Raw genomic sequence first — 21765 nt, 5'->3', positions numbered from 1 at the left:
GTTCACAGGAGTGAAAAGTGAGTAAAAGCGCTGGCGACGCAACCGCTTCACTCGTTTCTCACTCCTCCAGACTCACTGCTGCGAAAAAGCTCGCCCTCGCCGTAACGCTGACGGTTTTCGCCGTCAGCTGGATCGCGCCCAAGAGCCCGTTCGAACAAGCCATGCACAGCGTGCTGACCGTGGTCGGCCTGCTGTGGCTGTGGCGGCACGACCGCCGCTGGCCGCTGCGCGACGGCCATTTCGTCGCGATCTGCGTGTTCATGACCGCGCACTGCATCGCCGCGCGCTGGCTGTATTCGTACGTGCCCTACGATCAGTGGATCCAGTGGCTGACCGGCGGCTGGTCGCTGGACAAGGCGTTCGGCTTCGAACGCAATCACTTCGACCGGCTGATCCATTTCCTCTATGGCGTGTGCTTCGCGCCGGCGGTGCGCGAGTACTTCCGGCAACGCTGGCCGGCGCTGTCGGCGCGTCAGGCCTTCACGCTCGCGGTCGCCGCGATCATGTGCACCAGCCTGATCTACGAATGGATCGAATGGGCCATCGCGCTGACCATGTCGCCGGAGGACGCGGAGTCCTACAACGGCCAGCAGGGCGACATCTGGGACGCGCACACCGACATGTTCCTGGCCACGCTGGGTTCGCTGGCGGCATGGCCGCGCGGCCGCCGCTGAACACGCCGGCCGCGCCGGCCTGACTCGACGCACGCCGCGGCTTGGCGCAGCATGGCCGCGAGTCGTGCGCGGTCCGGCCCCAGGCCCGGCCCGCGCGCCCGCAACGCGCCACACAGGAGATCCACCGCGTCATGGACCACGCCCCTATTCCAGCCGAGCCGCCCGCCCTTCCGGCGACGGCATCGGTCGCCGCCGAGCCGTCCGCGCAGGACCTCGCTCATCTCGACACGATCGGGATCCTTTATTACGTCCTCGCCGGCATCACCGCGCTGTTCGCGCTGTTTCCGGTGATCCATCTGATCGCCGGCATCGGCATCCTCATGCTTCCGGCGCAGCCTGGACAGCCGGCGCACGACGCCGCGCTGGTCGGTTGGTTGTTCGTCGGCGTGGCGGTGTCGCTGATCGGCTTCGGCATGATCCTGACGGCGCTGTTCGTGATGGTCGCGCGCAGGCTGCGGCAACGTCGCGGCTATATGTTCTGCGTGGTCGCCAGCGCCGTGAGCTGCCTGTCGATGCCGTTCGGCACCGCGCTGGGCGTGTTCGCCCTGGTCGTGCTGACCAAGGCGCCGATCAGGGCCGTGTTCGAATCCGCGCCCGCCGACGCGAAGTAACTTCCGATCGGCGGCGCGAACGCTTCCGACATTTCAACCGCCGCATCCAACCCAGGGGGATCCCGTGATGTCCGACTACCCGCCCGTTTCATCGCAACCGCACTCGCCGCCGCCCGCCGCCAATCCCGACGATGCCTCGCATCTGCAGATTCTGGCGATCTTCTACTACGTGTTCGCCGGCCTGAACGCGTTTTCGGTGCTGCTGATGGGGTTCTACGGCGTGCTGATGGGCGCGGTGTTCAGCGCCGCGCCCGAAAGCGGCCCCAACGCCGACATGGATGCCGCGCTGCCGATGATCATCGGCTTTTTCGTCTTCTTCACCCTGCTATGCCTGCTGTTCGCGGCGCTGCACTTCATGGTCGGCCAGCGCCTGCGCCAACGCCGCGGGTTCAAGTTCTGCCAGATCGTCGCGGCGGTGACCTGCCTGTCGATTCCGTTCGGCACCGCGCTGGGCGTGTTCACCCTGATCGTGCTCAATCGTCCGTCGGTGCGCGCCTTGTTCGGCGAGCGGGCCTGATGAGCGACGGCGCGCCCGTCGCCATCGCATTGTCCGACGGGCAGTTGCGCGCCTGGGTGGAGCAGGACAACGCGATCCATATCAAGGCGCTGAGCGGAGCGGGCGATCCGGTCGAGCTGTCGGATCGCGACGTCGCCGCGCTGGTCGATTTCCTGCAGGCGTATCTGCGCGGTGCCGGCTGATGCCGCGCATCGACAGCGACCCGCCGCCCGCGATGAACGTTCCGATCCACACGAGCCACGAACCGATGACGACGGAAGATCCGCGCGACGCGTCGTACCTGAGGACGCTGAGCATCCTGTATTACGTTTTCTCCAGCTTCAATCTGCTGCCGCTGCTGATCGGCGCGCTGTACGCGTTCATGGGCTTGGGCCTGCTCAACGGCACGCTGCCGGCCGATACCGCGACCCAGGACACCGCATCGGGCTGGGTGCTGCTGGGCCTGGCCGCGGCGATGATGTTCATCGGAATCGTCGGCGGCATCCTGACCTTGATGGCCGCGCGCCGTCTGAGCCAGCGGCGCAGTCTCACCTTGTGCATCGTCGTGGCCGCGGTGTCGTGCATGCAGATTCCATTCGGCACCGCGCTGGGCGTATTCACCCTGATCGTGTTAAACCGACCGTCGGTGAAAGCGATGTTCGCGGGGCGGACCTGAGCCCGGGAAGATCACCGTTTCACCTTCCGCCGAGGGCGGAATGCATTATTCAAAAAGAGGATTACACGATGGGCGCTTGGGGTTTCACCACATTCGACAACGACGACGCGGCCGACTGGCTGGACGAACTGAGCGATCACCAGAGCCTGGCGCTGGTGCGCGAAACCATCGCCGCGGTGCTGGAGGTCGAGCCGGATGAAGAAGTGGACGCGCCCCTGGCGTCCGCGGCGCTGGCCGCGAGCGAACTGATCGCCGCCGCGATCGGCCGGCCCTCGGGCGCGGCGCGCAAGCAGGAAGAACTGATGATCTGGATCTCGAAGATGCGGCCCTCGCCCGATGCGGCGCTGATCGCCGACGCGCTCAGCGCGATCGATCGCATCCTCGGCCCGCACTCGGAACTGCGCGCGCTGTGGGAAGAAAGCGACGACTACGCGGCATGGACCGACGATGTAACGCAGCTGCGGGCGCGTTTGGCGTTTTGATGCGACGGGCATCGTCGATGCCCGATTTCGTCGTGGCTATCACGGAACTAGAGGTCTTTTGGGGACGGGGCTTTCGGCGCCGACGCTTTTCGATCGGACGAAGTAGTTTTGCGGCGGCCGCGAAACGGACCGCACGGTGATCCCGGCCAGAAAACGGAGCCGTCAATGGACTCAGTGATCCTGTATTTCGGCCAGGCCGACTCCGAACAGATCGAAGCGGCGGTCCGGGCCTTCGAATTCAATCGCGACGGCTCCAGCGAAACCATCCGCTCGGGTGAACGATATTGCTATTTCGAACGTTACTCGGAACAGGAACAGCTTGCCGAGTACGAACCCGCCGAACGCGAAGCGCTGGTCGCCTTGCTCGGCGCTACGCCACGTAGCGCCTTTTGCCTGTCCTCCCGTCACGGCGAGAATGCACGCTTGGCGTTGGAAGTGGCGAGCGGCTTGATGCAGCGCTTCCAGCCCAGCGTGCTGGACGACGATCACGACGGGCTGTGGCTGGCGCCGGTGGTAAGCGCATGCCTGCGAGCCAGCGCCACGTCCGATCTCTACGATTTGCCGCGGTTTGGCGCCCTGTCGCGCGGCGAGGGCTGATACCGGATCCGCCTGGCCGGATCGGGCCTCGCCCGCCCGCTCGGGTCGGCTACTGCCCCGCTCCGACGCACTAGACAGGTTCACCCACTTGTCCCCGCGCTGTAATAACCGGGTTGCGCACGCCGCCCATGCTGGACGCCTGTTCCCCAGTGCGTCCCGCCGCGATGACCTTCCGCCTTGCCCTGTTCGATATCGCCGGCACCACCGTGTCGGACCCCGGCTTCGTCGCCCAGGCCTTCGTCGGCGCGATGAGCGCCGCCGGCCACCCGATCGACCACGAGGCCTGCCGGCCGCTGATGGGCTATCCCAAGCCGCTGGCGATCGCGCGGCTGCTCGGTACACAGGCCGATGACCCGCGGATCGCCGCGATCCATGCCGACTTCGTCCAGCGCATGCTGGTGTGCTATCGCGAATGGCCCGGCATCGAGCCGTTGCCCGGCGCCGAATCGGTGTTCGCGGTACTGCGCGCGAACGGCATCCAGGTCGCGCTGAACACCGGGTTTTCGCGCGACATCGCCGACGCCATCGTCGAGCGCCTGCAGTGGTCGCAACGCATCGACGCGCTGATCGCCAGCGACGAAGTCGCGCAGGGCCGGCCGGCGCCGGACATGATCCACGCGCTGATGCAACGCCTGCGGATCGACGATCCGGCCCAGGTGATCAAGATCGGCGACACCGAGGTCGATATCGGCGAAGGCCGCGCGGCCCGGGTCGGCCTGGTGGTGGCGGTCACCACCGGCGCGTTCACCCGTGCCGAACTCGAGCCCTACGCGCCCGACCGCATCATCGATGGCCTGTTCGAACTGCCGGCCCTGCTGGGGCTGGATGCGTCCGACCGCGACGCGCGCCACGCCGCCGCATGAACGCGTTGCGCGCCCCGACCAGCGAACGCGCGCGCCAGTGGCAGGTGACCCTGCTCGCCGGCGGCGCGGCGCTGGTCACCTATGCCTGCATGTACGCGTTCCGCAAACCGTTCGCCGCCGCGTCGTTCGCCGGGCATCCGCTGTTCGGCGTCGACTACAAAGTCTGGCTGGTGGTCGCGCAGATCCTGGGCTATATGTGCAGCAAGTTCGTCGGTATCGGCGTGATCGGCGGGTTGCGCCGCGAACACCGCGCGCGTTTGCTGCTGAGCCTGATCGGCATCGCCTGGCTGGCGCTGCTGGGGTTCGCGCTGACGCCGGCGCCCTGGAACATCCCGTTCCTGTTCCTCAACGGCCTGCCGCTGGGCATGGTCTGGGGCCTGGTGTTCAGTTACCTGGAAGGCCGCCGCACCACCGAGGCGATGGGCGCGATCCTCGCTTCGAGTTTCATCATGGCCTCCGGCGTGGTCAAAAGCGTCGGCAAATGGCTGCTGCTGTCGGGCGTCGATGAGTTCTGGATGCCGTTCGTGACCGGCCTGCTGTTTCTGCCGCTGTTGCTGATCGCGGTGCATTTTCTCGAACGCGTGCCCGAGCCCGACGCCGACGACCGGCGCGAACGCAGCGAACGCCAGCCGATGAGCCGCGCCGAACGCATGGCCTTCGTGCGCGGCTTCCTGCCGGGGCTGGTGCTGATGATCGGCTGCTATGTCGCGTTGACCGTGGTGCGCGATTTTCGCGACAACTTCGAAGCCGAGTTGTTCGCCGATCTGGGCTATGGCGGCAATGCCGGCGTGTTCGCGCTGATCGAAACGCCGATCGCGTTGGCGGTGCTCGCCTTGACCGCGGGACTGACGTGGTTCCGCGACAATCTGCGCGGCCTGATGGCCTTGCACGGGCTGATGTTCGCCGGCCTGGCGGTGGCGGGCATCAGCACGCTCGCGTTCCGCGCCGGCGCGCTGCCGCCGCTGTGGTGGCTGGCCCTGGTCGGCTTCGGTCTGTATCTGGCCTATGTGCCGTTCAACTGCGTGTTCTACGAGCGCCTGATCGCGACCTTCCGCGTTGCCGGCAACGTCGGCTTCCTGATGTACCTGTCGGATGCCTTCGGCTATCTGGGCAGCGTCGCGGTGCTGCTGACCAAGGAATTTTCCGGCGTGCAGCTGTCGTGGACCCAGTTCTTCGCCCAGATCGTGCTGACGCTGGCGATGATCGGCGGCGCATGCCTGATCGCTTCGGCGCTGTACTTCCACCATCGCGTCACCCGTCGCGTCGCCGCGGCGGCGCTCGCGCCCGTCTGAGTCTTTCGAAACCATCGCATGAACGCTCCTTCCGCTCTCGTCATCGGCGCCGGCATCGTCGGCCTGTCCATCGCCCGCGCGCTCGCCGTGCGCGGCCACCGCGTCACCGTGCTGGAGCGCTTTGACCGCGCGGTCGGCGCATCGGTACGCAACTTCGGCATGATCTGGCCGATCGGCGTACCCAACGGCGCGGCCTACGAACGCGCGTTGCGTTCGCGCGCGATCTGGCGCGAGCTGATCGAGGATGCGCGGCTGTGGCACGACCCCTGCGGCTCGCTGCATCTGGCCTATGCGCAGGACGAGTGGGACGTGCTGGAACAGTACGAACACGCCAATCGCGCGATGCGGCCGTGCAGCCTGCTCGATCGCGACGCGGCGCTGGCGCGTTCGCCGGCCTTGGTCAGCGAAGGATTGCGCGGCGCGCTGTTCAACCAAGATGAAATGATCGTCGATCCGCGCGAAGCGCTGCGCACGATCCCGGCGTATCTGCACGAACGCTACGGCGTCGAGTTTCACTGGCGCGTGCCGGTGACCGCAGTCGAAACCGGTCGCGCCTGGTCGGGCACGCGGCGTTTCGACGCCGATCAGGTGTTCGTGTGCAGCGGCCCGGAGTTCGAACAGCTCTATCCGCAGTTGTATGCCGCCGCGCCGCTGACCCGCTGCAAGCTGCAGATGATGCGTCTGGCGCCGCAACCCGACGGCTTCCGCCTCGGCGCCGCGCTATGCGGCGGCCTGTCGCTGGTGCATTACGCCGGTTTCCAGCAAGCCGCCGACGTGGCGCCGCTGCGCGCGCGCTACGAGGCGCAATTCGGCGACCTGATCGAACTGGGCATCCACGTGATGGCGGCGCAGAACGGCCGCGGCGAGATCACCATCGGCGACTCGCACGCCTACGCGCATACCCACGACCCGTTCGACGAGCACGCCATCAACGCCAAAGTGCTCGATTATCTGGCCCGCTTCGCGCGCCTGCCCGACCCACGCGTGATCCAGACCTGGCACGGCATCTATCCCAAGCTGACCGACGGCAGCAGCGAATTCGTCGCCGAAGCGGCGCCCGGCGTGACCATCGTCAACGCGGTCGGCGGCGGCGGGCTGGGGATGACGTTGAGTTTCGGTCTGGCCGAGGAGATTGTTGAGGGCCGCTATGGTGCGATGCGTCGCGCGGCGTAAGGACGCTAGTCGCGGCCCGGGAATGGGGAATGGGGAATCGGAAAAGCGGTTCGCCGGTAACCGGAAGGAAGCGTCGGAACTCGAACGCCTCGGCTCCAGCTTCAACCGATTCCCGACTCCCGATTCCCGGCTCCAAAAAAATCCAACGCGGGCTATGGCGTCCTGATCCGCCATAGCCCGCTGCGCCCGGTCCGCTGGCTCCCCCAACCGGACCAGCCGCTCCCCGCCAGCGGCCGCGCATGGCGCGGCGCTACCGACCGCCTCGACGTCCGTGTCGATGCGGGGCGGGCGGCATTTCCCTATGCCTTTACCGGTCCGTCGCACTGGCGCCCGGCCTCCGTCCGTGAGGCCCACAGGGGAGCCACGGAATGCCTGCGCCTGGTCCGACGGACCTGAACCTCGTTGCCGACCTCAGCGACGGCGCGCCGCCGGGTCCGCGGATCCGCCGCACCGCGCCACGACCGGGAGCGTGCCGTTCGTGGCGCGATGCGGTGGAAATCTCCGGCGGCTAGCGGCCGCCGCCTTGACCTTCGACGATCGCGCCGGGCATGGCCTCGATGGTCTCGATCAGCAGTTCCTGCTCGCGGTTGAACTGTTCGATGCGTCGCAACGGCGCCCTCGTGAGATGGATCGACCGCGTCGGCCGGCGCAGGTGCTCAAGGCCCCTGCGCGCCGACGCGCCCCTGTCGACGATGCCCCGCCAGCGTGTCCGTCGCGGCGGCCGGGAGGGGCCAGGGGCGGCGAACGGTGCGGCGGGAACGCATTCCATTTACCGCCCTGGCGCGCGGATTTGCGAGGAACGATCCGGGACGGAATCGGGACACGGCGGGAAGATTTCGCCGCGCCGCGGCCCGGTCGTCGCGACCGATCGCCAACCCGATCACACACCGATCGGGCCTGCGTCGGATTCGGGCCGAAACGTTCCCGCTTTGTGCCCGTGAATTGCTTGGACCCGGTGGCGCGCGGTTCGTAGGCTGGCCGCTCCTGATGCACTCGCCACAGGGGGCGATCATGCGTACGACACTCAAGAGTTTGGTTCTGGCCGCGGCATTGGTCTGCGGCAGCGCGAGCGCGCACAACACCGACGGCACCTGCGGCGTGGAAGGCGCGCAGATGGTGGTGGTCGGATCGTTCAGATTCACTTCGCGCGACCTGATGGCCTACGCCGAACAAAGCCAGGCCGGCGGCGGCGTGTGCACGCCCAAGAGCTGCGGCATCGTCGACGATCATTGGTCGGTCGCGACCAAGCGCGCGTTCGACTACTGCGAACAGATCGTGCCCGGCAGCGTGGCCCAGGTGACCTCGCCGACCAGTTACAACGATCCGCAGCTGCACCACACCGCCTACAGCTTCGGCCCGGGCACGCCCGATCTGCAGGGCGTCTGCCTGATCTGCCGGCTGCCGTCGCCGAGCACGCCGATCAAGTTGCCGGCGCGCAGCCCGTAACCGGATGTCGATCGACACGGCAACCACCGAGTAAACCGCGCCGCCGCCCGCTGGTGGCTCAACCGCTGTCAGGGCAGGGAACGCTCACACCAGCGCGTGGCGTCGCGTATAGGCCAGCACGGCGTCGACATGACGCTGCAGTTCGCCGCGCACCGATTCGTCCAGGCTGCATTCGGCCAGCACGTAGTAGCCCGAACGCAGCACGTCGCGCCAACGCGGTTGGCGCGGCAGCTTGGACAGGCTCAGATAGCGTTCCATAGCGCGCGCGCGCAGGCGGCCGTCGTCGACAGTGACCCGCCAGATCCGGCTCTTCTCGGCCAGCTCCAGCCGACCCTGGCCGGTGCTGCGTTCCCAGGCCTCGACCACCGCGAGCATCAGCTCGACCAACGCGCGCCGGAACGACTGGCGCAATTCGTCGTCGTCGGCCAGCGCCGGCGTTTCCACGCTCAGCGGTTCGTGCTCGGTGCCGTCGGCCACGGCCGGGGCGACGCCGCTGGCCGAGGCGGCCGGTTTGAGACCGAGCACGATCAGGCCCTCGCCCTGCCCGCTTTCGCTGAGCTGGGCGCTCAAGGCGTCGCGCCGGGCGCCGAGGCGGAAATCGAAACGCTGCGGAGCCGAGGATTCGTCCAGCCGTTCCAGCGCCTGGGCGAAACGGTGCGCGCCCGCTTCGTCGAGCAATTCGCCGAACGCGCGTCCCGACAATGCGCTGGCACCCGGGTGCTGAAGCAATTCGCCGGCGCTGCGGTTGGCCGCGAGCACATGCCCGGCGACGTCCAGGATCAGCACCGCGTCGTCGCGGCTGTCCAACGCGGCCTGCAGACGCGCGCGGTCGACGCCGAGATCGGCGGCGGCGCGGCGGTAGTACTCGACCTCCTCGGCCAGACGCGCGCGCCGCGCCGCTTCGGCCACCCGCACCCGATGCTGGCGGCGCAGGAAGAACACGGTCAGCCCGAGCAAGGCCGCCAGCGCCGAGACCACGGTCAGCCACAGCGCCAGGGTGCGCTGCTTCAGGCTCAGCGCGCGGACCTGATTCTCGGTGGCCAGCGCGGCGATGGTGCGGTCGCGCTCGGCGGTCTCGAAGCGCAGTTGCAGCCACTTCATCTCGCGGTCGTAACGCGCCTCGCGCAAGGCGCGCGCGGCGGCTTCGGAGTCGCGCAGCGCGGCCAGCGCGCGCGGCCATTCGCCCTGGGCCTCGAAATCGTCGGCCAGTTCGGTCAGCAAGGCGGGCCGGTCGCTGTCCTGCGGCGCCAGCGCGGCCAGCGCGGTCTGCACCCGCAACTGCGCGGCGCGCGCCTGCCCGCGCAGGCGGTCGCCGCGCGCGGCCTGCAATTGCAGCGGCGCCGGCACCGCGGTGCCGGCCTGCGCGGCGATCGCCAGGCCGCTGTCGGTCCAGCGCTTGGCCTGGACCAGATCGCCGCGGGCGATCGCGGCGCGGCCGAGTTCGGCGTGGACGCGCAGCACATAGGTGCGGTCGCCGGCCTTGTCGAGTTCGCCGCGCGCCTGTTCCAGCAAGGCCTGGCCGCGGCCGATCTGGCCGGCGTCGAGCGCCAGCACGCCCTGGCTGGCCAGCACGTGCGCGGCTTCGATGCGGTTGCCGGCGCGCAGGAATTCGGCGCGGGCCTGGTCGTAATGACGCACCGCGGCGGCGGTGTCGCCGAAGTCGCGGTACAGGTCGGCGATGTTGTTCAAGGCCGGGCCCGAATCGCGTTCGGGCAGGCTGCGCTGCAGTTCCAGGCTGGACATCAGCGCCTGCAGCGCGCCGCGGTAGTCGCCGAGCCGGCGCAGGGTCGAGCCGATGTTGTTCCAGATCTTCGACTGCGCCGGGCGGTCTTCGCGGTGCTGGGCCAGTTGCAGCGCCTGCTTGAACTTGGCCAGCGCCTCGACCTGGCATTCGTTGCGGTAGTCGATCACGCCGCGACGCCGCAGCAACTCGTATTCGAGCGCGCCGCCGGCGCGATCGCCGGCGCTCGCCTGGGCGCAGTCCAGCGCCGCCGAGGCCTGGACGAAATCGCTGCGATGCTGAAATTCGATGCTGCGCGCGTACAGCGCTTCCAGGACCGAGGCCTCGCTGCCGCCGGGCTCGATACCGAAACGCCGCAGGCATTGCGCCGGCGCGGGCAGCGCGGCGGCGGGCGCCGCTTGGCAGCGCGACGGCGAATCGACGGGCGCGGCGACACCGGCGCCTTGCGCCGCCATGTCCGTACCCGCCGCGGGGCCCATCGCCGCCACCGCCAACGACCAACTTCCCGCCCACACCGCACCCACCCAACGCTTCGCCCTGTGTTCGCCCACGCCCCGCTCCCGGCTGCCGCAGAGCGCAGCTTTGCCGATCCTGGCGCGGAGCGAAAGCGAGGGTTGCGCTGGTTCAGCGCTGTCCGCCTCTCTCGACCGACCAATCCGCGCAGGCCGTCACAGTCGCGACGGCCTGCGCGGGCGGCCCGGATCGAGCCGATCCAGACCGGTTGCGGGCTCAGCGCTCCAAGCTCAGATGCACCCGATCGGCGTACGCGTCGCCGTTCGCATTGGCATGCTCGAAACGGATTTCGACCTCAGCCCATTGCGCATCCTTCGGCACCGCGCCAGTGAGCTCGTAGTTGCGCAGCGCGCCACTGCCGCCGGTGGGCGCGAGTTCGAACGCGCTGCCGGCGTACAGCGCCTGCAGGCCCGGCCAGTTCGATGCGTTGATCGCGGCCGGATAGCCGGCGTCGGCGCGATCGAGCACGCGGTCGTAACGCAGATACTCGCCGGGCTTGAACAGATACGACTTGCCGCTGGCGAAGTTCAGCGCGCCCGACCAGTACGCCGGCCAGTAACCCGTGCCCGGCCAGGTGCTTTCCGACAGATACGCCGGGTAATAGGCATCGGCGCGATCGTTGTCGAGGTTGTAGCGGATGTATTGATCGCCCTTGAAGAAATACAGCTTGCTTCGGCTGACGAACATCGCCGCGTCTAGATCGCGCGCGCCGCCGGCGAATTTCTCCAGGCCCGGCCAATTGCCGGCGATCGCCAAGGGATAACCCGGATCGGCCGCGCCCGCGGCGAGGTCGTAACGCAGGTACTGCGCGTCCTTGAAGAAATACACCTTGCCGTTGCCGGCCTCGAACGCCGCGTCGAGATCGCGCGCGCCACCGGCGAACCGATCCAGGCCCGGCCATTGCGTCGCGATCGGCTGCGGATAACCGCTGACCACGCGATCGGCGGCGATGTCATATTTGTAGTAGTCGCCGCCGCGGAACACATGCCCGCTGCCGCCGGCGCCGAAACTCGCCATCCCGCGCAGATCGTAGAAGCGCAGCAGCACGCGAGCGCGATGGCCGCTGGCGGCGCCGAGGTCGGCCGACAGCTTGAAGCGTGCTTGGGTAAGATCCAGACCGCGCAGATCGACGCGCTGACTCAGCGTATTGCTCTTGCCGGTATCGCGACCGATAAACAGATTGCGCCCGCCGCCGGCCAGCGGCGCCGGCAACCACGTATAGCGCGCGTACTCGACCACCTGCCCGCCGCGGCCCTTGCGCCAGCCCGGCACGTCGCTGTCGTAGCCGCGATCGCTGCGACCGACCGAATACTCCGCATCGCCGTTGGCGAGCAGATTGGCCCCGAACGCCGGCGCGGCCTCGCGCGCGGGCCGCTGCATCGGCCGTCCGTCCAGGCCCGCGGGAATCACCAATCCCAGATGGGCGAGGATGCTCGGCGCGACATCGACTTGACGCGGCGCCAAGCGCAGCGGCTCCAGACCGAGCTTGGGCACCGATTCGCCGCTGAAGGCGATCAGGGTCTTGCGATCCTCCGGCGTGTTGTGACCATGGTGGATCGAACCGCCGTGATCGGTGCCGACGATCACCAGCCAGTCTTCGTTGGCATAGTTGGGCCGCGCGCGCAGCGCGGTCATCAGCTTGCCGATCGATGCATCGACGCCGCGGATCGCGTCGGTGTAGCCGCTCGCATCGCGATTGAAATAAGTGCCGGCATGGCCGGCGCCGTCGGGTTCGTTGAAGTCGAGCAACAGCACGTCCGGACCGGCGGCCTGGCCGAGCAGTTGCAAGGCCTTGCTCAACACATTGGCGTCGCTGCCGGCGTCGTAGACCGTGTCCACGCCGGTCCACAGCAGTTGCGTCGCCAGCGGCGACCACGCCAGCGCGACCGCGGTGTTCTTGCTCGGCGCGACGCGCTCGATCCGGCTGAGCACGTCCGGCCAGTCGGCGTAGTTCTTGCCGCTGAAACTGTTGTCGTAGACGCCGTGCTTGTCGCGCTCCACGCCGGTGAACAGCGACGACCAACCCGTGCCGCTGATCGCGGTATCGGCGGTGAGGCCTTCGCGACCGAGGTAACCGTCGGCAACCAGCGCATCGAGATTCGGCGTGGCGATCGTGCCGTAGACATCGCCGCGAAAACCGTCGGTGCCGATGAACAACACCTTCGGCGTTTTCGCCAGGGCCGGCGCAGCGAGCGCGCAAGCCAGGGCCAGAGTGGTGAAACGCAAACTGCGACGGGACATTGCGAGGCTCCTGCGGTGAAAGGAGCCGCGAGCCTAGGCCACGTCTGCGCGCGCGCATGTGACCCAAACCGCGCAACGCGCGCGGCCGGGCCGCTACCTGTCACGTTTCGGTCATCACCATCAACTGGACCCAATCGCCGGCGAACGAAGTCACCCCGAACTGCACCGGCACGCCCTGCGCATCGACATTGAGCGAATGCACGCACAGCACCGGTCGCCGGGTCGATTGCCCGAGCACGCGCGCGACTTCGGCGCCGGGCAAGCGCGCCATCACTGAGGTGTGTTTGCGCAGATAATCGTGAACGCCGAATTCGGCCAGGGTGCGGGTCACCGACAACTGCTCGGCGAATACGCGGTCCAGACCGGGAAAACGCGACGCGGGAAACCACGCCTCGCTGTGATCGACGGTACGGCCCTCGACTTCGCTGGAATAGACCACGCGATGCACGCGTTCGCCCGAGATCAATCCCAGCGAGCGCGCGACCTGGCGCGGCGGCGTCTGCAGGCCGGTTTCGATCAGGCGGTAGCGGCTTTCGACATTGAGATCGTGCATCGCCTTGCCGAACCGCGTACGGCGGCCGATCGGGTAGTGATACGGATGCTCCTGGACGAAACTGCCGCGCCCGGTTTCGGTGCGCAGGAAGCCGCGTTCCTCCAGCGCTTCGATCGCGCGCCGCACGGTGTGGCGGTTGACCCCGAAACGCTTGGCCAGATCGAACGCCGACGGCAGCCGGTCGCCTTCGCTGAGCGCGCCGGAGCGGATCTGCTTGAGCAGGGCGGTTTCGATCTGCTGCCACAGCGGTTGCGCGGCGTCGCGCTGGGTCAGGTTCTCGGCGGGCGCGGCGGGCGCCGACTCGGCATCGGCCGAATCGACGGACGCAGTCGCAGCGTCGCCCGCCTTGATCGGGCGCGCCTGTTTGAGACCGGCCTGCTTTAACCCGGTGTGTTTGGACCCAGTGGCTGTCACACAACCTCCATCTGCGCTTGCTTGACTAGACAGGTCGAGTACCGCACCCGTGGCCATGAGAGCGCGTGCGCGTTGCACGGCCATGACAAATTCCGCCCTTCCGCCACCGGACGCCCACCGCGATGCCCGATCTGCTGCTCGACAACGCCCGCCTGGTCCTGCCCGACACGATCGCGCACGGCCACCTGCGCATCGCCGACGGCGCGATCGCGCAGATCGGCGAAGGCCGGATCGCGCACGCCGCGGCGATCGACTGCGACGGCGATTACCTGCTGCCCGGCCTGGTCGAGCTGCACACCGACAACCTGGAAAAGCACCTGCTGCCGCGTCCGGGCGCGCATTGGCCGGCCGCCGCCGCGCTGCGCGCGCACGATGCGCAACTGCTTGCCGCCGGCATCACCACCGCGCTCAACGCGATCTCGGTCGGCGAAGAGGACGCCGAGGAAGCGGTCGATCCGCAACAGGTGCTGAGCGCGCTGGCCGATGCGCGCGCCGCGCACAGCCTGCGCATCGAACACGCCGTGCATCTGCGCTGCGAACTGCCCTGCCCCGATCTGGCGCAGCGTCTGCAGCCCTTGCTCGCGACGCCCGCGCTGCGGCTGTTGTCGTTGATGGATCACACCCCGGGCCAGCGCCAGTTCCACGATCTGGAGCGTTACCGCGCCTACAGCGCGCGTCACGGCAACGCCCGCGACGACGACCAGTTCGATGCGCGCGTGCGCCATCTGCAGGATTTGCAACGCCGTCACGCCGATGCCAATCGGCAACGGGTGATCGCCTTGGCGCTGGAACTGGGATTGCCGCTGGCGAGCCACGACGATTCGGAATTGATCCACATCGCCGAAGCGGTCGAAGCCAACGCCTGCATCGCCGAATTCCCGGTCAACCTCGCCACCGCGGTCGCCGCGCACGCGGCCGGGTTGCAGGTGTTGGCCGGCGCACCGAACCTGGTGCGCGGCGGTTCGCATAGCGGCAACGTCGCCGCCGCCGACCTCGCCCGCGCCGGCGTGCTCGATGCGCTGTCGTCGGATTACGTGCCCGGCAGTTTGTTGCTGGCGGCGTTCCAGCTCGGCGGCTGGGAATCGATCGGCCTGGCGCGCGCGGTGGCGATGGTCACGCGTACGCCCGCGCGCGCGATCGGCTATCGCGATCGCGGCGAGATTGCTACGGGGCTGCGCGCGGATCTGCTGCGTGTACGCGTGGTCGACGGATTGCCGCAGGTCGAGGCGGTTTGGGTGCGGGGTGAGCGGCGGTATTGAGATCCGCCACGGCCCGCGCTGCCTCGCTCATCTCCCTCTCCCGCTTGCGGGAGAGGGCCGGGGTGAGGGCAAGAGCTATCGATGCACACATCGCAACTCGCACACCCTCACCCTAACCCTCTCCCGCAAGCGGGAGAGGGAACATAGCGTGTCGAGGGAACCAATCGAGGCATTCGAAACAACCTGAACCCGCCTCCCCGAACGAGCCACTAGACAGGTACGCCACGCGGTCCGTCCCGCGCGCGCAAGCCTTCATCTGCGACCGTTGTAATGCCGCCATCACGCCGCACCGTGGCGCGCAATGCACGAGACCCCGATGATTACCCCGATCCGCACGCCCCTGGCGCTGGCCTTGCTCGCCGCGCTGTCGATGACGACGCTCGCGCCGACCGCGCGCGCCGAAACCGCGCCGGCCGCCAGCACCGACGCTACCGCGCCCCATGCCGGCGACACCCACGCGACCGCCAGCCTCGCCGCCAGCGGCGCGCCGCTCGACAGCGGCGCCGGCGATCCGGCCACCCTCGACACGATCTCGGTGGTCGGCCATCGCGAAACCCGTCAGGTGCAGCGCATCGGCAAGGCCGAACTGCAGGCCGTCGCACTCGGCACCAACCCGGTCAAGGTGCTGGAGAAACTGCCCGGCGTGCATTTCGTATCGTCCGATCCGTGGGGCAGTTACGAATGGTCCAACCGCATCGCGATCCGCGGCTTCGCCCAGAACCAACTGGGCTATGCGCTCGACGACATCCCGCTCGGCGACAACAGCTACGCCAACAACAACGGCCTGTCGCCCAATCGCGCGATCCTGCCGGAAAACATCGCCGAACTCGAACTCGCCCAGGGCGCGGGCGCGTTGCGCATTCCCTCGACCAGCAATCTCGGCGGCGCGTTGCTGCTGCATTCGGCCGACCCGCAGAGCCAGTTCGGCGCGCGCGCCAACTTCGCCTACGGCGACAACGCGACGATGCGCGCCTTCGTCCGCGTCGACACCGGCGAGCACAACGGCTTCAGCGCCTACGTGTCGGGCATGAACAATCAGGCCGACCGCTGGAAGGGCGCCGGCGTGCAGGAGCAGCGGCAGTTCAACGGCAAGGCCGTGTATCAATGGGACAACGGCCGCATCGCGGCGTGGTTGTCGACCTCGCGCCGCAACGAGACCGACGATCCGGACCTGTCGCTCGACCTGATCCGCCGCTGCGGCTACGACTGGGACAACTACGCGCCCGACTGGCAGCGCGCGCTGGCCGCGGCCAACGGCAAGTTCAGCGGCTGCGTGACCACCAAGGACGATGCGTACTACCTCGCGCGCGGCCTCCGCAATGACGATCTGGCCAGCATCTCGGGCGAATTCGACCTCAGCGAAAAACTGCGCGTGGACGCGACCGCTTATTACCATCGCAACGAAGGCCAGGGCCACTGGTTCACGCCGTACATCAGTTCGCCGACGATCCCGATGGCGCTGCGCATCACCAGTTACGACATCGAACGCAGCGGTTTGAACGCGCGCGCGAGTTACCAACTGGAGCATCACACGCTCGAAGGCGGCGTGTGGTTCGAAGACAGCGTGCACGGCGCCGGCCGCAGTTTCGTCAACATCGCCGGGCCGATCGACGACCAGCGCTTCTTCGATCAGAGCGAATTCGCCCAGCGCCTGTTCCGCCAGCGCTTCGACACCCGCACCCGCCAGTGGTTCGTGCAGGACACGATGCGCTGGTTCGACGATCGCCTGACCGTCAGCGCCGGCTTCAAGGGCCAGGACGTGGTTACCGACGGCACCGTCGTGGTCGCCGGCCGCGCCGGCGGACGGCTGCGCGCGCGCGACAACTTCCTGCCGCAGCTCGGCGTGGCCTGGAGCTTGAACGAACACAGCGACGTGTTCGCCAATTACGCCGAAAATCAGGCTGCGTTCCGGCCCGGGGTCAACGGCGCGTGGTCGCTGACTCAGGCTTCGTTCGACCTCAGCCGCGCCAGCGCCAAACCCGAACAGTCCAAGACCCTGGAACTGGGTTGGCGTTACGGCGACGACCATTACCAGCTGTCGACCACCTTGTACGGCGTCAATTTCGACGATCGCCAACTGGTGATCGTGCCCTGCCCCGGCGTGGTCAGCTGTCCGAACCAGTTCGCCAATGTCGGCAAGGCGCGCACGCTCGGCGGCGAGTTCGCCTTCGTGTGGACGCCGACCGCGCAGTTCCGCTGGCTCGCGAGTTACGCCTACAACGATTCGCAGTACCGCTCGAATTATCTGAGCAGCGGCAAGCTGGTCGAGGTACGCGGCAAGCAGATGGTGGATACGCCCAAGCAGTTGTTCGCGACCGAAGTCAGCTATGGCGTGGGCGAGGTCGAACTGCGCCTGGGCGGCAAGTACACCGGCCGGCGTTACTACACCTACAGCAACGACGCCGGCACCGACGCGTTCTGGCTGTGGGACGCGGGGGTGAGCTGGCAGCGCAAGGATGTCGGCCAGATTCAATCGCTGCGGGTCGGGCTCAATGTCTACAACCTGCTCGACAAGACCTACATCGCCACGCTCGGCAGCAACGGGTTTCGCGATTACGACCCGCGGGGCACGTTCCAGACCTTGCTGACCGGCGCGCCGCGGCAGTGGTTCGTTTCGGTGGAGGCGAAGTTCTGACGGGGCGGCCCTCACCCTAACCCTCTCAGCTCTGCACTTCCTTCGGTCGCCGCAAGCGGGAGAGGGAAAACAACCAAAACCCGATGCCCCCGCTTAGGTCCCTCTCCCGCCTGCGGGAGAGGGGTTGGGGTGAGGGCCGGCGCGAGGGCCGCCATCGGCACCGCCCATATCGCCTAAAATGCAGCCCCGCCCCATCGCCCGGCCCGCATGCCCCAGCCGCTCCCCCGCATCGCCGTCCTCGCATCGGGCCGCGGCAGCAACCTGCAGGCCGTGCTCGACGCCATCGCCGCCGGCACCCTGACGGCCGAGGTGGTCGGCGTGTTCTCCGACAAACCCGCCGCGGCCGCGCTGCAACGCGTCGCGCAGCCGCTGCGCTGGTCGGCCAGCCCCAAGAATTACCCAAGCCGCGAGGCCTTCGACGCCGATCTCGCGCAAGCGGTCGCGGCCGTGCGTCCGGACTGGATCTTGTGCGCCGGCTACCTGCGCATCCTCGGCAGCGCCTTCGTCGACCGCTTCCGCGGCCGCACGATCAACATCCATCCCTCGCTGCTGCCCAAGTTCCGCGGCCTGCACACCCATGCGCGGGCGATCGAGGAGGGCGAACGCGAACACGGCGCAAGCGTGCATTTCGTGATCCCCGAGCTCGACGCCGGTGGCGTGATCGCACACGCCGTGGTCGCGATCGATGCCGGAGATACACCCGAATCCCTGGCCGCGCGCGTACTCGATGTGGAGCACCCGTTGTTGCTGGCGGTGATGAGACTGGCCGTCGATGGCCGCCTGGCTGAACACGGCGCAACCGTGGCCCTCGACGGTCATCCGCTATTTACGCCGCTGCGTTTAGATTTCGCCGGCCGATTGACCCATCCGGCGACCGGCATCGCGGCCTGAACGCCGCGGCCCGTGCGCCGAATACGTCGGGTTCCACAACGCATTCCTAATCCCTGCGCCTGTGCGCGCCCCAGGACTCGCCCGCGTCGTCATGAAGTCCCTCCTGCCCCTGATCCTGGCCACGCTGACCGGCGCGGCCCTCCCCGGCAGCGCGTTCGCGCTGGAGCCGTTCGTGGCCAATTACCAGGTCTTCAACGGCGGCAAGGCGCTCGGCGACGCGACCATGCAGGTCAAGCCCGAGGGCGGCCACTGGCGCATCGACCTCGACATCCGCGCCGAGCACGGCATGATGGGCCTGACCGGCGCGGCCGCGCAGCAGAGCACGCTGTTCGACCTGGTCGGTGAGACCTACCGGCCGTTGAGCCAGACCATGGTGCGCAAGGTGTTGTTCTCCAAGCGGATCATCACCGGCACCTACGACTGGGCCCAGCATGCCGCGCAATGGACCGGCGACATCAAGGAGCACCGGCGCAAGCCGATCGCGCTGCAGGACGGCGACATGAGCGGGCTGCTGATCAACTTGGCGGTGGTCCGCGACGCCCAGCCCGGCAAGACCCTGAATTACCGGTTTGTGGATTCCGGCCGCCTGCGCCCCCATCAATACCTGGTGAGCCAGGACCTGGAAGGCGTCAAGGTCGACGATATGAGCTTCAACGCGATGCGCGTCAACCGCGTGCAGAGCGGCAACGAGGAAACATCCATTTGGGTGGTCGACGGCGTTCCCACCCCCGTGCGCATCCTGCAGCGCGAAGATGGCCAGGACACCTACGATTTGCGCCTGGTCGAATACAAAGGAGTCAACGGATCATGAGCCACACCACCGACCGCACCGTAACGGTCCGCACCTTCAAGACCGGCCTGGCCGTGCTCGCCGCGGCCCTGGCCGTCGTCAGCGCGCCCGCGCTCGCGGTCAAGCCGTTCAGCGCCGACTACTCGGCCAGCTACATGGGCATGCAGGGCAACGGCCGCATGACCGTCGCCGCCGAGGGCAACCGCTGGAAGTACAGCCTGTCGATCACCAGCCCGCTGGCCGATCTGCAGCAGTCGACCGTGTTCGAGGACAGCAACGGCCAGTTGCGCCCGGTCAGCGGCAGCGATTCGAGCAAGGTGCTGACCAAGAAGAAGTCGGTCAACGCCGCCTACGACTGGTCGCGCAGCGTCGCCACCTGGACCGGCGACATCAAGCCCGAGCGCGCCGGCCCGATCAAATTGCAGAGCGGCGACCTCGACGCGTTGCTGGTCAACCTGGCCCTGGTCCGCGACGCCAACGCCGGCAAGCCGATGAGCTACCGCATGGTCGAGGACGGCCGGGTCAAGCAACTGAGCTACACGGTGGTCGGCAAGGAAGCGATCACGGTCGGCGGCAAGTCGCAGCAGGCGACCAAGGTCTCGAGCAAGAACGGCGACAAGGAAACCATCGCCTGGGTCGTGCCGGGCATGCCGGTGCCGGCGCGCATTCTGCAGCGCGAGAACGGCAGCGATGCGATCGATCTGCGGGTGCAGGCGGTGCGTTGATCGGCGCTTGTCGCGGCGAGTAACCGATGCATGCGAGCAACAAAAAGCCCCGCGATCGCGGGGCTTTTTTGTTGCTGCAGACACCAGTCCGACCGCCTCAAGCGTTCGCCCGAGCAAGCGAGCAACAGGCTCCCTCTCCCGCTTGCGGGAGAGGGTTGGGGTGAGGGAATAAGCGCCGCAGACGCGAATGCCGTTGCTGTTTGAACAAAGAGCAGAAGCGCCCTCACCCTGGCCCTCTCCCGCAAGCGGGAGAGGGAATGCTACGCACTAGGTGTCGTTAACGAGCCGCATCAACCCACGCGCCGCAACCCACTCTCCCCGCGATCCACGCGCCGCGATCCATTCGCCGCACGCCATGCGAGGTATCACCCCACGCGCCGAATCTTCGCGCCCAACCCCGACAGCTTCTCCTCGATGTTCTCGTAGCCACGATCGAGGTGGTAGATGCGATCGATCGTGGTCTCGCCCTGCGCCACCAGGCCGGCCAAAATCAGCGAGGCCGAGGCGCGCAGGTCGGTCGCCATCACCGGCGCGCCGCTGAGCCTGGCGGCGCCGCGGATCACCGCGGTGTGGCCGTCGACGCGGATGTCGGCGCCCAGACGCAGCAGTTCGTTGACGTGCATGAAGCGGTTTTCGAAGATCGTCTCGTTGATCACGCCCACGCCCTCGGCGATGCAGTTGAGCGCCATGAACTGCGCCTGCATGTCGGTCGGGAACGCCGGGTACGGCGCGGTCACCAGATCGACGGCGCGCACGCGGCGGCCGCCCATGTCCAGGGTGATGCGGTCGCCGTCGACTTCGATCGTCGCGCCCGCGTCGCGCAGCTTGTCCAACACCGAATCGAGCGTGTCGGCGCGGCTGCGGGTGGTGGTGACGCGGCCGCCGGTCATCGCCGCGGCGACCAGGAAGGTGCCGGTTTCGATGCGGTCGGGCAGCACGTCGTGGCTGCCGCCGTGCAGTTTCTCGACGCCGTGGACGATGATCCGGCCGCTGCCGGCATGCTCGATGTTCGCGCCGAGCGCGTTGAGGCAATCGGCCAGATCGACGACCTCCGGCTCCATCGCCGCGTTCTCGATCACGCTGGTGCCTTCGGCCAATGCCGCGGCCATGAGCACGTTCTCGGTGCCGGTCACGCTCACCACGTCGAAGACGAAGCGCGCGCCCTTCAGGCGGCCGTTGCGATGGGCCTTGATGTAGCCGTTCTCGACCGAGATCTCGGCGCCGAGCGCCTGCAGGCCCTTGATGTGCTGGTCGACCGGACGCGAACCGATCGCGCAGCCGCCGGGCAGCGACACTTCGGCCTGGCCGTACTTGGCCAGCAGCGGGCCGAGCACCAGCACCGAGGCGCGCATGGTCTTGACCAGTTCGTACGGGGCGACATGGCTGTTGACCGTGGTCGGATCGACCGTGATCGTCGCGCCCTCGCTGCTCACCCCGGCGCCGAGCTCGCCCAGCAGCTTGGCCGTGGTCAGCACGTCGTGCAGGCGCGGCACGTTGCGGATCGTCACCGGCGCGTCGGCCAGCAAGGTCGCGCACAGAATCGGCAGGACGGCGTTCTTGGCACCGGAAATCTGGACTTCGCCGTTGAGCGGCTGGCCGCCTTCGACCACGATTTTTTGCATTGTTTGGGAGCCGGGAATAGGGAGTGGAGAATCGGGAATGGTAAAAGCGGATCGATCAGGTTGAATGAGGT

General features: G+C 67.8%; 20 protein-coding genes. 16 read left to right on the top strand and 4 right to left on the bottom strand.

From position 1 onward, the window contains the following. Positions 1–17: 17 nt before the first annotated feature. The 11 genes from IEQ11_RS05965 to IEQ11_RS05915 all read left to right on the top strand — a co-directional run bounded on the left by IEQ11_RS05965 (position 18) and on the right by IEQ11_RS05915 (position 8310). Entirely contained in the window at positions 18–674 is a 657-nt protein-coding gene (locus IEQ11_RS05965) for a DUF2238 domain-containing protein (RefSeq protein WP_425494663.1), read from the top strand. A gap of 41 nt (positions 675–715) precedes the next feature. Next, positions 716–1285 carry a hypothetical protein gene (locus IEQ11_RS05960; protein WP_191823064.1) on the top strand — a complete coding sequence of 190 codons (570 nt, stop codon included), beginning with the start codon at positions 716–718 and terminating at the stop codon, positions 1283–1285. Between the two features lie 67 nt (positions 1286–1352). After that, positions 1353–1802, top strand: a complete 450-nt coding sequence (locus IEQ11_RS05955) for a hypothetical protein (protein ID WP_191823063.1) — start codon at positions 1353–1355, stop codon at positions 1800–1802. After that, on the top strand, positions 1802–1984 hold the full coding sequence (locus tag IEQ11_RS05950; RefSeq protein WP_057920955.1) for a hypothetical protein: 183 nt from the start codon (positions 1802–1804) through the stop codon (positions 1982–1984). Before IEQ11_RS05955 ends, IEQ11_RS05950 begins: the two co-directional genes overlap by 1 nt. Positions 1985–2049: 65 nt before the next feature. Then, on the top strand, positions 2050–2457 hold the full coding sequence (locus tag IEQ11_RS05945; RefSeq protein ID WP_191823062.1) for a hypothetical protein: 408 nt from the start codon (positions 2050–2052) through the stop codon (positions 2455–2457). A 68-nt stretch (positions 2458–2525) separates the two neighbouring features. Continuing rightward, entirely contained in the window at positions 2526–2939 is a 414-nt protein-coding gene (locus IEQ11_RS05940; RefSeq protein WP_046655795.1) for a DUF4259 domain-containing protein, read from the top strand. A gap of 165 nt (positions 2940–3104) precedes the next feature. Beyond that, entirely contained in the window at positions 3105–3536 is a 432-nt protein-coding gene (locus IEQ11_RS05935) for a hypothetical protein (protein WP_036102262.1), read from the top strand. 164 nt (positions 3537–3700) lie between these two features. Beyond that, entirely contained in the window at positions 3701–4399 is a 699-nt protein-coding gene (locus tag IEQ11_RS05930) for an HAD family hydrolase (RefSeq protein ID WP_036102263.1), read from the top strand. Continuing rightward, entirely contained in the window at positions 4396–5691 is a 1296-nt protein-coding gene (locus IEQ11_RS05925) for a DUF5690 family protein (protein WP_191823061.1), read from the top strand. Before IEQ11_RS05930 ends, IEQ11_RS05925 begins: the two co-directional genes overlap by 4 nt. 18 nt (positions 5692–5709) lie before the next feature. Continuing rightward, the gene (locus IEQ11_RS05920) at positions 5710–6864 is read left to right on the top strand and encodes a TIGR03364 family FAD-dependent oxidoreductase (protein WP_191823060.1); all 1155 of its coding nucleotides are present in this window, start codon (positions 5710–5712) and stop codon (positions 6862–6864) included. Between the two features lie 1011 nt (positions 6865–7875). Beyond that, positions 7876–8310, top strand: coding sequence for a hypothetical protein (locus IEQ11_RS05915; RefSeq protein WP_191823059.1), 435 nt, complete (start codon positions 7876–7878; stop codon positions 8308–8310). Positions 8311–8394: 84 nt separating this feature from the next. Here the strand turns inward: IEQ11_RS05915 and IEQ11_RS05910 are convergent, their stop codons facing one another. The 3 genes from IEQ11_RS05910 to phnF form a co-directional block, all read right to left on the bottom strand. Then, positions 8395–10506 (bottom strand): tetratricopeptide repeat protein, encoded by a 2112-nt coding sequence (locus IEQ11_RS05910; RefSeq protein WP_191823058.1) that lies wholly within the window; start codon positions 10504–10506, stop codon positions 8395–8397. A gap of 274 nt (positions 10507–10780) precedes the next feature. Continuing rightward, positions 10781–12805: a hemopexin repeat-containing protein gene (locus IEQ11_RS05905; protein ID WP_191823057.1), complete on the bottom strand. Its 2025-nt coding sequence runs from the start codon at positions 12803–12805 to the stop codon at positions 10781–10783. 100 nt (positions 12806–12905) lie between these two features. Continuing rightward, on the bottom strand, positions 12906–13772 hold the full coding sequence (phnF, locus tag IEQ11_RS05900) for a phosphonate metabolism transcriptional regulator PhnF (protein WP_191823056.1): 867 nt from the start codon (positions 13770–13772) through the stop codon (positions 12906–12908). Between the two features lie 122 nt (positions 13773–13894). Between phnF and IEQ11_RS05895 the strand changes: the two genes are divergently transcribed. The 5 genes from IEQ11_RS05895 (at position 13895) to IEQ11_RS05875 (ending at position 20072) form a co-directional block, all read left to right on the top strand. Then, positions 13895–15031: an alpha-D-ribose 1-methylphosphonate 5-triphosphate diphosphatase gene (locus IEQ11_RS05895; protein ID WP_191823055.1), complete on the top strand. Its 1137-nt coding sequence runs from the start codon at positions 13895–13897 to the stop codon at positions 15029–15031. Positions 15032–15347: 316 nt separating this feature from the next. Next, on the top strand, positions 15348–17666 hold the full coding sequence (locus tag IEQ11_RS05890) for a TonB-dependent receptor (RefSeq protein WP_191823054.1): 2319 nt from the start codon (positions 15348–15350) through the stop codon (positions 17664–17666). A 207-nt stretch (positions 17667–17873) separates the two neighbouring features. Beyond that, the gene (purN, locus tag IEQ11_RS05885) at positions 17874–18557 is read left to right on the top strand and encodes a phosphoribosylglycinamide formyltransferase (protein WP_096413824.1); all 684 of its coding nucleotides are present in this window, start codon (positions 17874–17876) and stop codon (positions 18555–18557) included. Positions 18558–18648: 91 nt separating this feature from the next. Next, positions 18649–19368 carry a DUF3108 domain-containing protein gene (locus tag IEQ11_RS05880; protein ID WP_096413823.1) on the top strand — a complete coding sequence of 240 codons (720 nt, stop codon included), beginning with the start codon at positions 18649–18651 and terminating at the stop codon, positions 19366–19368. After that, positions 19365–20072: a DUF3108 domain-containing protein gene (locus IEQ11_RS05875; protein WP_046655781.1), complete on the top strand. Its 708-nt coding sequence runs from the start codon at positions 19365–19367 to the stop codon at positions 20070–20072. Before IEQ11_RS05880 ends, IEQ11_RS05875 begins: the two co-directional genes overlap by 4 nt. Positions 20073–20437: 365 nt before the next feature. Here the strand turns inward: IEQ11_RS05875 and murA are convergent, their stop codons facing one another. Continuing rightward, complete coding sequence (murA, locus tag IEQ11_RS05870; RefSeq protein WP_191823053.1) at positions 20438–21694, bottom strand: UDP-N-acetylglucosamine 1-carboxyvinyltransferase; 1257 nt, start codon at positions 21692–21694, stop codon at positions 20438–20440. Positions 21695–21765: the final 71 nt, after the last annotated feature.

The sequence above is a fragment of the Lysobacter capsici genome (genome assembly GCF_014779555.2).
Taxonomy (GTDB): Bacteria; Pseudomonadota; Gammaproteobacteria; order Xanthomonadales; family Xanthomonadaceae; genus Lysobacter; species Lysobacter capsici.
This window is presented reverse-complemented; position numbering and strand designations above follow the sequence as displayed.